Below are 16,929 nucleotides of genomic sequence, written 5' to 3'. Positions count from 1 at the left end.
ACAACAGGAGGGTGGCATATGTCTAAAAAGACGATTGCAGTCATCGGTTCAGGGGCGGCGGCACTTTCCTTAGCTGCAGCTTTCCCGCCATCATACGAAGTGACTGTTATCACAAAAAAAAGCGTCAAAAACAGCAATTCTGTCTATGCACAAGGCGGGATTGCTGCGGCCTATGCAAAAGATGACTCGATTGAAGCCCATCTGGAGGATACGTTATACGCAGGGTGCGGCCATAATAATCTAGCTATTGCAGCAGACGTTTTACATGATGGAAAAATGATGGTTCAAAGCCTATTGGAGCGTGGATTTCCATTCGACCGCAATGAACGAGGCGGTGTTTGTCTTGGAAGAGAAGGGGCCCACTCATACAACCGCATATTTCATGCAGGCGGAGACGCAACAGGCAGGCTGCTTATCGATTATTTGCTCAAAGGGATCAACAGCAAAATCAAGTTAATCGAGAATGAAATGGCAGCAGATTTGCTTATAGAGGACGGACGATGTATCGGCGTCATGACAAAAGACAGCAAAGGGCGGCTCAAGGTAAGGCACGCAGACGAAGTTGTGCTGGCTGCCGGCGGCTGTGGAAACCTGTTTCTTCACCATACGAATGATCCTACTGTCACAGGTGACGGTCTTTCTCTGGCTTTCCGGGCCGGGGCGGAATTAACGGATTTGGAGTTTACTCAATTTCACCCGACACTGCTTGTGAAAAATGGTGTTTCCTACGGGCTTGTTTCAGAAGCTGTCAGAGGGGAAGGCGGATGTTTAGTAGACGAAAACGGTCGCAGGATTATGGCTGAACGGCATCCCTTAGGTGACCTGGCTCCAAGAGATATTGTCTCACGGGTTATTCACGAAGAAATGGCAAAAGGAAATCGCGTTTATATAGACTTCAGTGCGATTTCTGATTTTGAGACACGTTTCCCTACCATCACCGCCATTTGTGAAAAAGCAGGGGTTGATATTCACAGCGGAAAAATTCCTGTTGCTCCGGGAATGCATTTCTTAATGGGAGGTGTTTCAGTTAATCGCTGGGGAGAAACGACAGTGCCGGGGCTTTATGCGATTGGCGAGACAGCATGTTCCGGTTTACATGGAGCAAACAGGCTTGCAAGCAATTCTTTATTGGAAGCGCTGGTATTTGGAAAAAGGGCAGCAGAGCATATTATCCAAAAACCGGTTTATAACAGGCAATATCAATCAAGGCTAGAAACCAGTGTCGTCTACGAGGTGCCGGATATAGAGATGCATGAACTGCAAAGCAAAATGACAAGCCACATGTCTATTCTGCGGGAACAAAGCAGTTTGATTGAGCTTAGCATCTGGCTTCATATGCTGCCTTTTCAGGAAGTAAATGTGAAGGATATCACAATTCGGCAGATGGAGCTTTCTCATCTATGGCAAACTGCAAAGCTGATGACGTTTTCTGCGCTTTTGCGGGAGGAAAGCAGAGGGGCTCACTTCCGCACCGATTTTCCTCATGCTGAGGTGAGCTGGCAAGGAAGACAAATTGTCCATACAAAAAAAGGAACGAAGATCAGAAAAAACGGGGGGATTTGGAACAATGAATCATTTACAGCTGAAAAAATTACTGAATCACTTTTTTCTTGAGGATATTGGGACAGGGGATCTTACATCGCAGTCTATTTTTGGAGTACAGAGCTGTGAAGCGGAGATTGTTGCAAAGTCAGAGGGTATCTTTGCAGGAGCAGCGATCATAAAAGAAGGCTTTTCGTTATTGGACGAAAGTGTTCGAACCATATTACGCAAATCAGATGGGGACATGTTGCATAAAGGTGAAGTGATTGCCGAGTTACAAGGTCCCGCAGCTGCGCTCCTTTCAGGAGAGCGGGTCGTATTAAATCTTATTCAGAGGCTGTCAGGAATTGCGACAATGACAAGAGAGGCTGTTCGTTGTCTGGATGATGAACAGATTAAAATTTGTGACACGAGAAAAACAACACCGGGGCTCAGAATGCTGGAGAAATATGCTGTCAGAGCCGGCGGCGGGTATAATCATCGATTCGGTTTGTATGACGGCATCATGATTAAAGATAATCATATCGCAGCATGCGGTTCTATTTTAGAGGCGTGCAAAAAAGCCCGTCAGGCCGCAGGGCATATGGTAAATATCGAGGTGGAAATTGAAACGGAGGAACAGCTGCGGGAAGCAATTGCAGCTGGCGCGGATGTTATTATGTTTGACAACTGTCCGCCTGATACGGTCCGTCATTTTGCAAAGCTCACACCGGATCATATAAAAACTGAAGCCTCCGGCGGGATTACGTTAGAATCTTTGCCTGCTTTTAAAGGGACGGGTGTGAATTATATTTCATTAGGATTTCTGACTCATTCCGTCAAAAGTTTAGATATCAGCATGGATGTTACGTTATCAAATGAATCTGTGGAGGAATGCCGTTATGTCAATTCTTGATGTGATCAAACAATCGAATGATATGATGCCCGAAAGTTATAAAGAACTATCGAGAAAGGATATGGAAACGCGCGTTGCCGCCATTAAGAAAAAGTTCGGCAGCAGGCTCTTTATACCAGGCCATCATTATCAAAAGGATGAAGTGATACAATTTGCTGACCAAACAGGCGACTCCCTGCAATTGGCCCAAGTAGCGGAAAAAAACAAAGAAGCGGATTATATCGTATTTTGCGGCGTTCACTTTATGGCAGAAACCGCCGATATGCTGACAAGCGAGCAGCAAACGGTCGTCCTGCCAGATATGAGAGCTGGATGTTCTATGGCTGACATGGCTGACATGCAGCAGACCAATAGGGCATGGAAGAAGCTTCAGCATATATTTGGAGATACGATCATACCTTTAACTTATGTGAACTCCACTGCGGAGATCAAGGCATTCGTCGGAAAGCATGGCGGAGCAACTGTGACTTCTTCGAATGCGAAAAAAGTGCTTGAATGGGCGTTTACACAGAAAAAAAGAATTTTATTTTTGCCTGATCAGCATTTAGGGAGAAATACGGCTTATGATCTGGGCATTGCGCTTGAAGATATGGCTGTGTGGGACCCGATGAAAGATGAATTAGTAGCTGAATCCGGGCATACGAATGTGAAAGTGATTTTGTGGAAAGGGCATTGCTCTGTTCACGAGAAATTCACCACTAAAAATATTCATGATATGAGAGAGCGAGACCCCGACATTCAGATCATTGTGCACCCGGAATGCTCACACGAAGTCGTGACACTAAGCGATGATAACGGATCAACGAAATATATTATCGACACAATCAACCAGGCTCCGGCGGGAAGCAAGTGGGCAATCGGGACAGAAATGAATCTTGTTCAGCGGATCATTCACGAGCATCCAGATAAACAAATTGAATCACTCAACCCTGACATGTGCCCTTGCCTGACAATGAACCGAATTGATTTGCCGCATTTGTTGTGGTCGTTGGAACAAATTGAAAAAGGAGAACCTTCAGGCGTCATCAAGGTGCCAAAAGCCATTCAGGAAGATGCACTCCTTGCCCTGAATCGAATGCTTTCGATCACGTAGATCAGAAATATTTTCCCTTCCTGTACTCATAACTTCTTTTGTTCAGTCATATGTTGTGAAGAAACATATTGTAATCACAGCTGAACTGTTCACGTTTTGCATAGGAGGGGAAAACGTTGAAAATCCATATCGTTCAAAAAGGCGATTCGCTCTGGAAAATAGCTGAAAAGTACGGAGTCGATGTTGAGGAAGTGAAAAAACTCAATACACAGCTTAGCAATCCAGACTTAATCATGCCTGGAATGAAAATAAAAGTGCCGTCAGAAGGAGTCCCGGTCAGAAAAGAGCCAAAAGCGGGCAAAAGTCCTGCGGCCGGGAGTGTGAAGCAAGAACATCCGTATGCAAAAGAGAAGCCTAAATCCGTTGTCGATGTAGAAGACACAAAGCCGAAAGAAAAGAAGTCCATGCCGTATGTCCCGCCGATGCCTAATTTGCAGGAAAATGTGTACCCTGAAGCTGATGTGAACGATTATTATGATATGAAACAGCTTTTCCAGCCTTGGTCGCCTCCTAAACCGGAGGAGCCGAAAAAACATCATGACGGAAATATGGATCATATGTATCATATGCAAGACCAATTTCCACAACAGGAGGCTATGAGTAATATGGAAAATGCAAATTATCCGAATATGCCTAATATGCCAAAGGCGCCAGAGGTAGGCGGTGTAGAAGAAGAAAACGTTCATCATACAGTTCCGAATATGCCGGCTGTTCAGCCTTATTATCATTATCCGGCTCATTTCGTACCGTGTCCGGTGCCTGTTTCGCCAATTCTTCCAGGATCAGGGTTATGCTATCCGTACTATCCGGCACAAGCTTATCCAATGCATCCGATGCATGGATACCAGCCAGGCTTTGTATCGCCTCAGTATGACCCGGGTTATGAAAACCAGCATCATGAAAACAGCCATCATGGACATTACGGTTCATACGGTGCGCCGCAATACGCATCTCCGGCTTATGGATCTCCGTTTGGACATATGCCGTATGGCCCTTATTACGGCACTCCCCAAGTAATGGGAGCATACCAGCCTGCTGCGGCTCATGGTTACATGCCATACAAAGATCATGACGACTGCGGCTGTGACGGTGATCATCAGCCATATTTCTCTGCGCCTGGCCATTCGGGAATGGGAGCTTATGGAAGCCCTAATATGCCATATGGCACAGCTAACCCAAATCCAAACCCATATTCGGCAGGAGTTTCTATGCCAATGACGAACCAGCCTTCTGTAAACCAAATGTTTGGCCGGCCAGAAGAAGAAAATGAGTGATCGTTCGGAACGATGTAAATCGTTCCTTTTTTTGTTTTCAAGCAGATCACTGCCAAATGGAGAGAACTGACACGCTTAACATGCCCCCCATACGCACATGATAAAAGCGAGCAAACATGCTCAATTCGTCCACGGGGGGTTTTTCCATTGGGTAAAAAAATGACGATCGCTAGCCTGATTCTAATGACAGCCGGCTTAACAGCATGCGGAGCAAACGATAATGCTATGAATGATACGCGCAATAACGGCAATACCCGTCCAATCGGATATTATACAAATGAAAATGACGCCGATAGACAGGGAGACGGAATCGACCACGATGGTCCTGTTTCTGAATTAATGGAGGATCAGAACGATGGTAACCGAAACACCACGAATGTAAATAACCGTGACCGTGTTACCGCTGACGATCGTGTTCCTTTGGCAACTGACGGAACATATAACAACACGAATAACCGAAACATGAATCGGAATGCAGCGAACAACGGGTATGACAACCAAGAAAACAGAAGACTGGCTGCAAAAATTGCCAACCGTGTGAAACAAGTGAAAAACGTCAATGACACACAAGTTATGGTATCGGATGACCGAGTAGTTATCGCAGTCAAAAGCCACAGAGAGTTCACAAAGTATGACAGAGATAATGTCGTAAAAGCAGCGCGCAACTATGCAAATGGCCGTGACGTCCAAGTATCAACAGATAAAGGGCTGTTCAGAAAACTTCATAAAATGAACAACCGCTAGGAAGGAAGGGCTGCCGGAAGTGATATTCGGCAGCCTTTTTCTTTGCATCAGCGAACAATTCCCATTAAAGTGTACATAGAAAATGTAAAAGAAGGTGAAAACATGGCAGGCCATTCCAAGTGGAAAAACATTCAAAAAAGAAAAAATGCACAGGATGCAAAGCGCGGGAAAATATTTATGAAGCTGGCAAAAGAAATCTATGTGGCAGCGAAAGAAGGCGGAGCGGATCCAGAAGCAAATTCAGCATTGCGTCTTGTCATCGAAAAAGCAAAAGGCGCCAATATGCCGAATGAAAATATAGATCGGGCCATTAAAAAAGCTGCGGGAGGCCAAGACGGAAGCAGCTATGAAGAAATCACCTATGAAGGCTACGGCCCTTCAGGGATTGCCGTCATGGTTGAATGCGTAACAGATAATAAAAACCGAACGGCGTCAAATGTGCGGACAGCCTTTAATAAAAATGGCGGAAGTCTGGGAGAAAGCGGATGTGTAGCCTTTTTATTTGAACGAAAGGGGTTCATTACGATAGACCGTACTGAACGGCAAATAGAAGAAGATGAGCTCATGCTTGATGTGCTTGAAGCAGGAGGAGAAGAGCTGCGAATTGAAGAAGACCTATATGAGGTTTTCACAGAGCCTGAGCATTTTGAAGAGGTGAAAACAGCCCTCGAATCGAAATATCTAATTTCTTCGGCGGAGGTGACCATGCTTCCCAATACCTATGCAGAAGCCGATGATCAGGCTGTTGAGAAGCTGGAAACATTAATAGACGTCCTTGAAGATGACGATGATGTTCAAGAAGTGTATACAAACTATCGTTCATAAAAAACCGGCACGATTTCATATCGGGCCGGTTTAAGTATGTTCAGGAGACACGTTCACTTTCATGAGTGTATTCTTTCTCCCAGAAATCAGCGTTTTTGATACCCAGCGCTTTTGGATCAAAGACCGGGTCTAAGCCCTGCTTCTTTTGGCGCTCATAATCCTTTAAAGCAAGAAGCGCCGGCTTGGCAAGCAGCACAATGGCAATGACGTTCAGCCATACCATAATGCCAAGCCCTGCATCCCCTAATGCCCAAGCAAGTGAAGCTGTTTTCACAGTACCATAGAACGTGGCGGCTAAAATAATCAGTTTTAAGCCAAGCATTGCCCATTTGCTTTCTCTGCCTCGTGCTAAATAGGCGATATTTGTTTCTGCGATGTAGTAATACGCCATAATTGTTGTAAAAGCGAAGAAGAATAAAGCGATGGCAACAAAGCCTGCACCGAATCCGGGAAGAACACTGTCAATTGCCGCTTGTGTGAAACCAGGTCCTGCTTCTACGCCTTTAAGCTGGTGAACGATAAAGGAACCATCTGCAGCCTGGGTATTGTACATGCCGGTAAACAAGATCATGAAAGCTGTAGCGGAACATACAAACAAGGTGTCAATATAAACAGAAAATGCCTGAACCAGTCCCTGCTTGACCGGATGAGAAACCTCTGCAGCAGCTGCCGGATGCGGGCCTGTTCCCTGGCCGGCTTCGTTTGAGTAAATGCCACGTTTAACGCCCCAGGAAATCGCCATGCCGATCAAGCCGCCAAAAGCGGAATCCAATGCAAAAGCACTTTTGAATATTAATGAGATCACAGCAGGCAATTCAGACACATTCATGACAATAATAATCAAAGACAGCAGGATATATCCAATGGCCATAAATGGAACAATCATTTGCGCCACATTGGCAATTCGTTTGACGCCGCCAAAAATAATGAACCCTAATAATAAAACCAGACCACACCCTGTGACGAAAGGAGAGATGCCGAATGCATTTTGGATCCCAGCCGCAATGGAGTTGGACTGTACGCCCGGCATTAGAAAGGCCATTGCAATAAGGGCAGCAGCGGCAAATAAGACGGCAAACCACTTAATGCCTAAGCCTTTTTCTATATAATAAGCAGGGCCGCCCCGATATTGACCGTCTTGTTTCACTTTGTAAATTTGAGCAAGCGTTGATTCTACAAAGGCACTCGCCGCCCCGATAAAGGCAATCGCCCACATCCAGAACACTGCACCGGGTCCGCCGAATGCAATTGCTGTCGCCACTCCCGCGATGTTTCCTGTGCCCACACGGCCGGACAGCGCAATCGATAGCGCTTGGAAAGATGAAACGCCGGCTTCAGAGCTCTTGCCTTTGAACATCTGAACAATCATTTCTTTTAAATGTCGGACTTGTAAAAAACGGGTCATAATTGAAAAGGCGAATCCAATTCCCAATAAAATATAAATGACGGGCGTACTCCATAAGACCGCATTCAAACTAGCAACAAAATCTGCCATCAAGCTTCCCCCTCACTTCAAATTCGAATACATGTATAAAAAGGATTTTGGTCTAAACGAACTATTTCTACAATCGATTTGTCACATTATATGACCTGTAATTATCAATAAGAAGAGGAAGGGAAAAAGAAAAAACGCGGCGTATCGACTACGCTGCGTTTTTCTACAGAGGCAAACTTATGGCAATTGTTATAAAATCCTTCAGCAACAAATAGCCTAGTTCAGTCAAACCGTATATAAAGGATAAAGCAATCACAAAATGATTGAAATGCTTTTCATCATTTGTTCCGTTCATCTTATTCATGTTTCATCACCTCACTGACGCCTGCGGCGGTTCTTCACGGATCCAATGATCATCTTTTCGCCAATCATACGTTTCATCAGTATCGAGATGTAAAGTCTGATTGCCGATTTTCACTGTATTGTGATTGATCCACGTCACTGCTGGGCGGCTGTCCGGGTAATTCCAGTAGATTGTTCTCTTGACAAGTGTTTTTTCATTTACAAGTTCACCTCTGGCTGCATCTAAGCTCAAGGTGTTTTCGGATACATAAGTGTTTAACGTATAGCTGCCGTCCGGCGATTCAACCGATTGGACGAGATTGCCTTTCGGAACGTTTTTTAGTGAAAATAACATCCAATAGATGGCGCCGCCGAAGAAGACCAGCAGGGCAAACATAATAAGCGGGATGTTGCTGCGTCTCTTAATGTGACTCTCTCCCTTTTTTTCTCTCATTTTACCATATATCGGATTCATATGATCTTTACATTTCTTTAAAATTACCTCAATAAAGCGATGATATGATGAAATAAAGCCAATAAAGGGTGGGGGGAGACAGAAATGGAAAAAACGTATTGTCATTCCGGCGAGAAGGACCCAGAAGCGGTCTACTTAACTGTGAGAGGCTATCGAATTAAGCTGTCGCCTGAACAAATGAAACTGATTTCTGCCGTCAGAAAGTAAAAAATACATGATAAAGGCAGCCGCTTGTGCGGCTGCCTTTTTGATTTAAGAATATTTTCTTTTCCGCTGTGCGAAATGCTTTTGAAACCAATCTTTCTTATATAAAAATGCGATGATCTCCAGCCAAAAACCCGGAATCTTTTTGGGGAATATCGGTTTTTTGTAGAGTGCATCATATGCGGATTTTAAGTCGTCCCACTGCGTGCATGTTTTTGTCTGCTCAAATCTCGCAACATCAATCACTCGCACCGCCCCGGTTTCTGTCAATATCAGATTCCGCAAATGAATATCTGACGGGTTCAGTCCGGCTGCCCGGGCGTCAGAAAGCGCTTCTTCAACCTGCTGAATCATGTCATCACTGATTGCAATGCCTTTCTTCAGACAGTTATAAAAGGTTTCACCTTTAATATATTCCATGAGAATAAATGAATCGCCAGTTTCGTAAATGTCAGGATAGAATGCGGACCCGGCTAATTTTTCATAGATCGCTGCTTCTTTGACTGCTGTCGCTTGATATTCCGGAAAAAATACTTTCAGCGCCATTTTTCGACCGCCTTCTGTTAAGGCAAACACATAGGCGCTTCTTCCCTTGCCGATTAGTGTTAATTCCTCGGATTTCTCTTTGACTTTATCAAATCTGCTGTTCTTGCGGTATATGACGGAATGGGCCAGTGCCTCTGCTTTTGTCAGCATTTCATTCACCTTCTTTGCTCTATTTTATGCAGCTGTTTATAGGAAAATCATAAACTGTTCAGGAAAAAGAGCCTAATTCTAGTGTATCTGGTCTTGAAGAAGAAGGCTACTTATAAGCATGAATTGTGATAAAAGAGACATAGAACGTTTAATTTCCATTCTTGAAAAGCGCTTACAAATGGGATAGTATTAATTTTAAATAAAGCGCTTTCGTGAATGATCAAGGGGGAAAAAGCCATGACAAAACAGATTGTGACAGGGATTATCGGTGCAGGCCGCATCGGCAAACTTCATGTTCAAAATATAAGCCGGATTCCTCATATGAAAATAAAAGCAGTCTCTGACATTCAGGCAAGCCGTATAAAAAGCTGGGCCGACAGTCATCAGATTGAATACATAACCTCTGATTATCGTGATTTATTACATGATCCTGATATTGATGCTATTTTTATTTGCTCTCCTACAGCCGTACATGCACAGATGATCAAAGAAGCAGCCGAGGCGAAAAAGCATATATTTTGTGAGAAGCCCGTTAGTTTCTCTCTGGACGAAACGAGTGAAGCGCTTGCGGCTGTCCGGAAACACGGGGTAACACTTCAAGTCGGATTTAACCGCCGCTTTGATCCTCATTTTAAGAAAATCAAAACGATTGTTGAAAATGGTGAAATCGGCACACCTCATTTATTAAAAATCACGTCCCGGGACCCAGAACCCCCGAATATAGATTATGTCCGTACGTCAGGCGGATTGTTTATGGATATGTCGATCCATGATTTTGATATGGCCAGATATATTATGGGAAGCGAAGTGACGGAAGTGTATGCCAAAGGGGCGGCTTTGGTGAATCCTTCTTTTGCGGAGCTGGGTGATATTGATACAGCTGTTATTACACTGACCTTTGAAAACGGTGCCATGGCGGTGATTGATAACAGCCGCCAAGCTGTGTACGGATATGACCAGCGGGTTGAGGTTTTCGGGACGAAAGGCTCTGCAGCGGCTGACAATAGCAGGCCGACAACGGTTGAGGTGTCAACAGCTGATTTTGTGATGAAGGATAAACCGCATTTCTTTTTCCTTGAACGCTATAAGGATTCATATGAGGAGGAGATTCTCCGTTTTGCAGAAGCGATCGGCACAAACCAGGAGACTCCCTGCACCGGTAATGACGGTTTACAGGCCGGAAGGATCGCCAGAGCAGCACAGCAATCGCTTGCTTTTGGCATGCCTGTCAGCATTGAGCACACTGAAAAAATCGCTTTTTAATCTAACAGGATTACAATTCAGCAAGCTTGGGTATATACTCCATTGATACTTTAAGTAGGCGGTGGAGAAAATGAATACAGTACATGCTAAAGGAAATGTTTTGAACAAAATCGGAATTCCTTCTCACATGGTTTGGGGTTATATTGGCGTTGTCATCTTTATGGTTGGAGATGGCCTCGAACAAGGCTGGCTGTCTCCTTTTCTCGTTGATCATGGTCTCAGTATGCAGCAATCCGCATCGTTATTTACCATGTACGGCATTGCTGTCACCATCTCAGCTTGGCTTTCAGGAACGTTTGTCCAAACTTGGGGGCCGAGAAAAACGATGACTGTCGGATTGCTTGCATTTATCCTCGGTTCGGCCGCTTTTATCGGCTGGGCGATTCCTCATATGTATTATCCGGCTCTCTTGGGCAGCTATGCTCTTAGAGGCTTGGGATATCCGCTGTTTGCATACTCTTTTCTCGTATGGGTGTCATACAGCACCTCTCAAAATATTCTCGGAAAAGCCGTCGGCTGGTTTTGGTTTATGTTTACGTGCGGCCTTAACGTGCTCGGCCCGTTCTATTCCAGCTATGCAGTTCCGGCCTTTGGAGAAATCAATACGCTTTGGAGCGCTTTACTGTTTGTGGCGGCAGGCGGAATTCTTGCCTTATTTTTTAACAAAGATAAATTTACTCCGATACAAAAACAAGATCAGCCGAAATGGAAAGAATTGTCGAAGGCATTTACAATTATGTTTGAAAACCCTAAGGTAGGCATCGGCGGAGTGGTCAAGACGATTAATGCGATAGGACAATTTGGATTTGCCATCTTTCTTCCTACTTATTTAGCACGATACGGGTATTCGGTTTCGGAATGGCTGCAAATATGGGGGACGCTGTTTTTTGTGAATATTGTGTTTAATATCATTTTCGGTGCAGTCGGAGATAAACTTGGCTGGCGCAATACGGTCATGTGGTTTGGCGGTGTCGGATGCGGTATTTTTACGCTGGCGCTGTATTACACGCCCCAGCTGATCGGGCATCAGTATTGGGTGCTCATGATTATCGCCTGCTGCTACGGCGCGGCTTTAGCAGGGTACGTTCCATTAAGCGCGCTTTTGCCGACGCTTGCACCTGATAATAAAGGTGCTGCCATGTCAGTGTTGAATTTGGGATCTGGTTTATGTGCGTTTATCGCGCCGGGCATCGTGAGTCTTTTCATTGGGCCGCTCGGTGCAGGTGGCGTGATTTGGATCTTTGCGGCATTGTATTTTTTCAGTGCCTTTCTGACGCGATTCTTGACAATTTCTGAGCAAAGCACAGATGTGTATACGGAGGAACGGTTTGTCAGGGAAAATGTGCAGACAAATTTTGATAAAACGGTTAAGCAGTAGCCTCTTTGGTCAAACTAATCATAAACGTGTGCAAAGAGGTGTAGAGGGTGAAACGATTCAGCACGGCGTATCTTTTGCTGGGCATTCTTTGCTCAGCGGCAGTATTTTTAATAGGAGCTCCTTCCCGCGCACTTGGCGCGGAAGTGGAGCACTATGAGCCGCTGCAGGTGCATGTGCAGCTTGAAAAGGTGTATTTGGACGGCGATGTCAGCATTGAGCATAAGCATGAAAAAGTGTTTTCTATGGATGATTTTTGGGCAGCTTATGCCGGATGGACGCTTGTGGAACAAAAAAAGGGATATGTGCTCTTCCGGAAGCAAATGGACGATATTTCTCCGCTCAGCAAGGTCAACGGGTATATCGGTGTATCGGATAATGGAGTGATTTCCACTTTTCATGGGCGGCCTGAGCCAGCTTCCGAACCAATTCAGTCTTTTTTTCAAATTGATTTAGAAAGGCTGGAAAGCCATATGCAAAAAAATCTGCTGAAAGGCATTCCATTTCGGACAAAAGCGGAGTTTGAGGATGTCATCGAACATATGAAGACATACAGCGGGTAGCGTCCGCTGATTGAAGACATGTATTCATGTCTTTTTTTTCGTGAAAGAATGAGAGAGAAGCGAACATATGTTAACTTTTCTATAAGACTTTGGCTGTTTTTATGGTACAATGAAGAACAGTCAAAGAGGTGAATTTGCGTGATTGAATTTGTTAAAGGGACGATTGATTATGTATCTCCCCAATATATTGTCATAGAGAACGGCGGCATCGGCTATCAGATTTTCACGCCGAATCCGTTTATATATAAGGAGAGAAGCCAAGAAACGATTTTTACATACCATCATATCAGAGAGGATACTTTTTCGCTTTACGGTTTTTCAACAAGAGAGGAGAAGGCGCTCTTTACAAAGCTGTTAAACGTGACCGGAATTGGCCCGAAAGGAGCACTTGCCATCTTGGGCTCGGGTGATCCCGGAGCGGTCATCCAAGCAATTGAAAATGAGGATGAAGCTTTTTTGATCAAGTTTCCTGGAGTAGGAAAGAAAACCGCACGCCAGATTATTCTAGATTTAAAAGGAAAGCTAGCAGATGTTGTGCCTGAAATGATTGAAAATCTGTTTAATCATGAAGAAAGGCTTGAAAAGCAAACAGCGGAAACGGCTCTTGAAGAAGCACTTGAAGCCCTCAGGGTTCTCGGATATGCTGAAAAAGAAATCAAAAAGGTGCTTCCTCACCTTAAAGAAGAAATTGGGCTGACAACAGACCAATATGTGAAAAAAGCATTACAAAAACTATTAAAGTAAGGTGATGTTCATGGATGAACGGCTCGTCTCAAGTGAAGCAGACAACCATGAATCAGTGATAGAGCAAAGCCTGAGGCCGCAAAATCTGGCACAGTATATCGGGCAGCATAAGGTAAAAGAAAATTTGCGCGTGTTTATAGATGCGGCGAAAATGAGACAGGAGACGCTGGATCATGTTCTTCTGTACGGGCCGCCCGGACTCGGAAAAACAACGCTTGCTTCCATTGTAGCCAATGAAATGGGAGTGGAATTGCGGACGACATCAGGGCCTGCGATTGAAAGGCCTGGTGATTTGGCTGCTATATTAACGGCGCTGGAACCGGGAGATGTATTATTTATTGATGAAATACATAGGCTGCACAGATCGATCGAAGAGGTGCTTTATCCTGCAATGGAAGACTTTTGCCTGGACATTGTGATTGGCAAAGGCCCATCTGCCCGCTCGGTTCGGCTCGACCTTCCGCCTTTTACGCTGGTGGGAGCCACGACGAGGGTGGGGCTTTTGACGGCTCCTTTAAGAGACAGATTCGGCGTCATGGCTCGCCTTGAGTACTATACACAAGAAGAACTGGCGGATATTGTCACAAGAACCGCTGATGTATTCGAGGTTGAGATTGATAAACCGTCGGCTCTTGAAATTGCAAGAAGATCGAGAGGGACGCCCCGCGTGGCGAACCGCCTGCTGAGAAGGGTGCGCGATTTCGCCCAAGTGCTGGGTGACAGCAGGATTACGGAAGACATTTCTCAGAATGCGCTGGAGCGGCTTCAGGTTGACCGCCTCGGTTTGGATCATATTGATCATAAGCTGCTGATGGGCATGATCGAAAAATTCAACGGCGGCCCAGTAGGCCTTGATACGATTTCAGCTACCATCGGCGAGGAATCGCATACGATTGAAGACGTATATGAACCATATCTGCTGCAAATTGGATTTATACAAAGAACGCCGCGTGGAAGGATCGTGACACCGGCCGTTTATCATCATTTCCAAATGGAGGCTCCCCGATATGACTGAATTTCCTAAGATCATTATGATTCTTGGTGCTGTTTTGCTTATTATCGGAGCAGTTTTGCATTTTGTCGGCAAGATGCCGGGAGATATTTTTGTAAAAAAAGGAAATGTCACGTTTTTCTTCCCGGTTGTCACTTGTATTATTATAAGTGTGGTATTATCAATTTTGCTTAATCTTTTTGGCAGAATGAAATAACAAAAGACTAGAATAAAGGTGAAATCATCATGAAAGTCGATTTATTTGATTTTGAACTACCAGAACGTTTAATTGCACAAGTACCGTTGGAGCAGCGTGATGCTTCAAGGCTGATGGTGCTCGATAAACATACAGGAGAGCTTACTGACAGCTCGTTTAAACACATTATCAACTTCTTTAACGAAGGCGATTGTCTTGTCCTGAACAATACCCGGGTGCTGCCTGCGCGGTTATTCGGCACAAAAGAGGATACCGGCGCGAAAGTGGAACTTCTTTTGCTGAAACAGGAAACCGGTGATAAATGGGAAACACTTGCCAAACCGGCGAAACGGGTGAAAAAAGGAACTGTTGTCACATTTGGAGACGGAAGATTGAAGGCAATCTGCACGGAAGAGCTTGAGCACGGCGGCAGAAAGATGGAATTTCAATATGACGGTATTTTCTACGAGGTGCTCGAATCCCTTGGAGAGATGCCGCTCCCTCCATATATCAAAGAACAGCTTGATGACAAAGAGCGCTACCAGACAGTGTATTCAAAAGAAATCGGCTCTGCTGCTGCGCCTACAGCTGGCCTTCACTTCACGGAAGAAATCTTACAGCAGCTGAAAGACAAAGGCGTGCAAATTGAGTTCATCACACTCCACGTAGGCCTTGGAACGTTTCGCCCTGTGAGTGCCGATGAAGTGGAAGAGCATAATATGCATGCAGAGTTTTATCAAATGTCAGAAGAAACGGCTGCAGCCTTAAACAAAGTAAGAGAAAATGGCGGCAGAATCATTTCTGTCGGCACGACCTCGACACGCACGCTTGAGACGATTGCCGGGGAACATGACGGGCAATTTAAAGCATCAAGCGGCTGGACATCTATTTTTATTTATCCGGGCTATGAATTTAAAGCCATTGACGGAATGATTACAAACTTCCATTTGCCGAAATCGTCATTGATTATGCTGGTAAGCGCGCTTGCCGGAAGAGAAAACATTCTGCGTGCCTATAACCATGCAGTGGAAGAGGAATACCGTTTCTTCAGCTTCGGAGACGCGATGCTGATTATATAATTTGAGAACAGGAGGCCTCATCAAAAGTGGCTGAACAACCAATACGCTATGAATTTATAAAAGAATGCAAACAAACAGGAGCGCGGCTGGGCAAAGTGCATACTCCTCACGGCTCCTTTGAAACGCCGGTTTTTATGCCGGTCGGCACACTGGCGACAGTCAAAACAATGTCGCCTGAAGAGCTGAAAGCAATGGATGCAGGCATCATTTTGAGCAACACTTATCATCTATGGCTTCGTCCGGGCCAAGACATTGTCAAAGAAGCGGGCGGGCTCCATAAATTTATGAACTGGGACCGCGCAATTTTAACAGATTCAGGCGGTTTTCAGGTCTTTTCTTTAAGCAAGTTTCGTAATATAGAGGAAGAGGGTGTCCATTTCCGCAACCATCTAAATGGAGACAAGCTGTTTTTATCTCCGGAAAAAGCGATGGAGATCCAAAACGCACTCGGCTCTGATATTATGATGGCGTTTGACGAATGCCCGCCATACCCGGCGGAGTACGACTACATGAAGAGGTCAGTTGAACGGACAAGCCGTTGGGCGGAACGCTGCCTGAATGCCCACAATCGTCAGGATGAACAAGGGCTGTTTGGTATTGTACAAGGCGGAGAATATGAAGATCTGCGGACACAAAGTGCGAAGGACTTGATTTCCCTTGATTTTCCGGGATATGCTATAGGCGGATTGTCTGTAGGTGAACCGAAGGATGTCATGAACCGTGTACTCGAATTTACAACACCGCTCTTGCCGAAGGATAAACCGAGATATCTGATGGGAGTAGGTTCTCCGGACGCACTGATCGACGGAGCGATCCGAGGGGTCGACATGTTTGACTGTGTGCTGCCTACACGGATTGCAAGAAACGGCACAGTGTTTACTGCTGAAGGACGACTCAATATGAAAAATGCGAAATTTGAAAGAGACTTCCGTCCGATTGATGAAGAGTGTGATTGCTATACATGTAAAAACTACACTCGCGCGTACATTAGGCACTTGATTCGCTGCAATGAAACATTCGGCCTTCGATTAACAACTTACCATAACCTTCATTTTCTGTTACACTTAATGGAGCAGGTAAGACAGGCTATTCGCGAGGATCGTCTAGGTGATTTCAGAGAAGAGTTCTTTGAGCGTTACGGCTATAACAAGCCAAATGCGAAAAGCTTCTAAATAAAACATAACAGGCTTACA

The 16,929-nt window shown here is 44.9% G+C and carries 19 protein-coding genes; 15 read left to right on the top strand and 4 right to left on the bottom strand.

The window, feature by feature from the left end; translation table 11 throughout:
* The first annotated feature begins 18 nt into the window (after window positions 1-18).
* The 6 genes from nadB (at window position 19) to AC0OMU_RS14460 (ending at window position 6,373) form a co-directional block, all read left to right on the top strand.
* Window positions 19-1,614: an L-aspartate oxidase gene (gene nadB, locus AC0OMU_RS14485; RefSeq protein WP_181219988.1), complete on the top strand. Its 1,596-nt coding sequence runs from the start codon at window positions 19-21 to the stop codon at window positions 1,612-1,614.
* Window positions 1,568-2,437, top strand: coding sequence for a carboxylating nicotinate-nucleotide diphosphorylase (gene nadC / locus AC0OMU_RS14480; RefSeq protein ID WP_100506495.1), 870 nt, complete (start codon window positions 1,568-1,570; stop codon window positions 2,435-2,437). The genes nadB and nadC overlap by 47 nt, the downstream gene beginning before the upstream one ends.
* The gene (nadA, locus tag AC0OMU_RS14475; protein WP_003229691.1) at window positions 2,424-3,530 is read left to right on the top strand and encodes a quinolinate synthase NadA; all 1,107 of its coding nucleotides are present in this window, start codon (window positions 2,424-2,426) and stop codon (window positions 3,528-3,530) included. Before nadC ends, nadA begins: the two co-directional genes overlap by 14 nt.
* A gap of 116 nt (window positions 3,531-3,646) precedes the next feature.
* On the top strand, window positions 3,647-4,804 hold the full coding sequence (safA, locus tag AC0OMU_RS14470) for a spore coat assembly protein SafA (RefSeq protein WP_063335533.1): 1,158 nt from the start codon (window positions 3,647-3,649) through the stop codon (window positions 4,802-4,804).
* 147 nt (window positions 4,805-4,951) lie between these two features.
* The gene (sgpA, locus tag AC0OMU_RS14465) at window positions 4,952-5,548 is read left to right on the top strand and encodes a spore germination protein SgpA (protein WP_474241257.1); all 597 of its coding nucleotides are present in this window, start codon (window positions 4,952-4,954) and stop codon (window positions 5,546-5,548) included.
* Window positions 5,549-5,650: 102 nt separating this feature from the next.
* Window positions 5,651-6,373 (top strand): YebC/PmpR family DNA-binding transcriptional regulator, encoded by a 723-nt coding sequence (locus AC0OMU_RS14460; RefSeq protein ID WP_004398802.1) that lies wholly within the window; start codon window positions 5,651-5,653, stop codon window positions 6,371-6,373.
* Between the two features lie 40 nt (window positions 6,374-6,413).
* Here AC0OMU_RS14460 and AC0OMU_RS14455 read toward each other — a convergent pair whose 3' ends face one another.
* The 3 genes from AC0OMU_RS14455 to AC0OMU_RS14445 all read right to left on the bottom strand — a co-directional run bounded on the left by AC0OMU_RS14455 (window position 6,414) and on the right by AC0OMU_RS14445 (window position 8,547).
* Window positions 6,414-7,868 carry an alanine/glycine:cation symporter family protein gene (locus tag AC0OMU_RS14455; protein ID WP_014477537.1) on the bottom strand — a complete coding sequence of 485 codons (1,455 nt, stop codon included), beginning with the start codon at window positions 7,866-7,868 and terminating at the stop codon, window positions 6,414-6,416.
* A 163-nt stretch (window positions 7,869-8,031) separates the two neighbouring features.
* Complete coding sequence (locus tag AC0OMU_RS14450) at window positions 8,032-8,172, bottom strand: hypothetical protein (RefSeq protein ID WP_004398683.1); 141 nt, start codon at window positions 8,170-8,172, stop codon at window positions 8,032-8,034.
* 6 nt (window positions 8,173-8,178) lie between these two features.
* Window positions 8,179-8,547: a DUF5412 family protein gene (locus AC0OMU_RS14445; protein ID WP_158324506.1), complete on the bottom strand. Its 369-nt coding sequence runs from the start codon at window positions 8,545-8,547 to the stop codon at window positions 8,179-8,181.
* Window positions 8,548-8,709: 162 nt separating this feature from the next.
* Here AC0OMU_RS14445 and AC0OMU_RS14440 point away from each other — a divergent pair, with 162 nt between their 5' ends.
* Window positions 8,710-8,832, top strand: coding sequence for a hypothetical protein (locus AC0OMU_RS14440; protein ID WP_003229707.1), 123 nt, complete (start codon window positions 8,710-8,712; stop codon window positions 8,830-8,832).
* Between the two features lie 45 nt (window positions 8,833-8,877).
* Here the strand turns inward: AC0OMU_RS14440 and AC0OMU_RS14435 are convergent, their stop codons facing one another.
* Window positions 8,878-9,525, bottom strand: a complete 648-nt coding sequence (locus AC0OMU_RS14435; RefSeq protein WP_015483514.1) for a phosphotransferase — start codon at window positions 9,523-9,525, stop codon at window positions 8,878-8,880.
* A gap of 237 nt (window positions 9,526-9,762) precedes the next feature.
* Here AC0OMU_RS14435 and iolG point away from each other — a divergent pair, with 237 nt between their 5' ends.
* From iolG to tgt, 8 genes are all read left to right on the top strand, one after another.
* The gene (gene iolG, locus AC0OMU_RS14430) at window positions 9,763-10,788 is read left to right on the top strand and encodes an inositol 2-dehydrogenase (protein ID WP_032726305.1); all 1,026 of its coding nucleotides are present in this window, start codon (window positions 9,763-9,765) and stop codon (window positions 10,786-10,788) included.
* A 70-nt stretch (window positions 10,789-10,858) separates the two neighbouring features.
* A complete protein-coding gene (locus AC0OMU_RS14425; RefSeq protein WP_003246197.1) occupies window positions 10,859-12,166 on the top strand; it encodes an MFS transporter in 1,308 nt (435 codons plus the stop codon).
* A 47-nt stretch (window positions 12,167-12,213) separates the two neighbouring features.
* The gene (gene bofC / locus AC0OMU_RS14420) at window positions 12,214-12,726 is read left to right on the top strand and encodes a sporulation cell-cell signaling protein BofC (RefSeq protein WP_003229715.1); all 513 of its coding nucleotides are present in this window, start codon (window positions 12,214-12,216) and stop codon (window positions 12,724-12,726) included.
* Window positions 12,727-12,864: 138 nt separating this feature from the next.
* The gene (ruvA, locus tag AC0OMU_RS14415) at window positions 12,865-13,470 is read left to right on the top strand and encodes a Holliday junction branch migration protein RuvA (protein WP_474241256.1); all 606 of its coding nucleotides are present in this window, start codon (window positions 12,865-12,867) and stop codon (window positions 13,468-13,470) included.
* Between the two features lie 10 nt (window positions 13,471-13,480).
* The gene (ruvB, locus tag AC0OMU_RS14410) at window positions 13,481-14,485 is read left to right on the top strand and encodes a Holliday junction branch migration DNA helicase RuvB (protein ID WP_309530194.1); all 1,005 of its coding nucleotides are present in this window, start codon (window positions 13,481-13,483) and stop codon (window positions 14,483-14,485) included.
* Complete coding sequence (locus AC0OMU_RS14405) at window positions 14,478-14,678, top strand: DUF2905 domain-containing protein (protein WP_003222669.1); 201 nt, start codon at window positions 14,478-14,480, stop codon at window positions 14,676-14,678. Before ruvB ends, AC0OMU_RS14405 begins: the two co-directional genes overlap by 8 nt.
* 29 nt (window positions 14,679-14,707) lie before the next feature.
* Window positions 14,708-15,736 (top strand): tRNA preQ1(34) S-adenosylmethionine ribosyltransferase-isomerase QueA, encoded by a 1,029-nt coding sequence (gene queA / locus AC0OMU_RS14400; RefSeq protein ID WP_474241255.1) that lies wholly within the window; start codon window positions 14,708-14,710, stop codon window positions 15,734-15,736.
* Window positions 15,737-15,762: 26 nt separating this feature from the next.
* Window positions 15,763-16,908, top strand: coding sequence for a tRNA guanosine(34) transglycosylase Tgt (gene tgt, locus AC0OMU_RS14395; RefSeq protein ID WP_003229725.1), 1,146 nt, complete (start codon window positions 15,763-15,765; stop codon window positions 16,906-16,908).
* Window positions 16,909-16,929: the final 21 nt, after the last annotated feature.

Source organism: Bacillus sp. FAU18 (genome assembly GCF_056033885.1).
The sequence above is the reverse complement of the archived record's forward strand: the minus strand, read 5'-3'. Positions and strand labels throughout refer to the sequence as shown.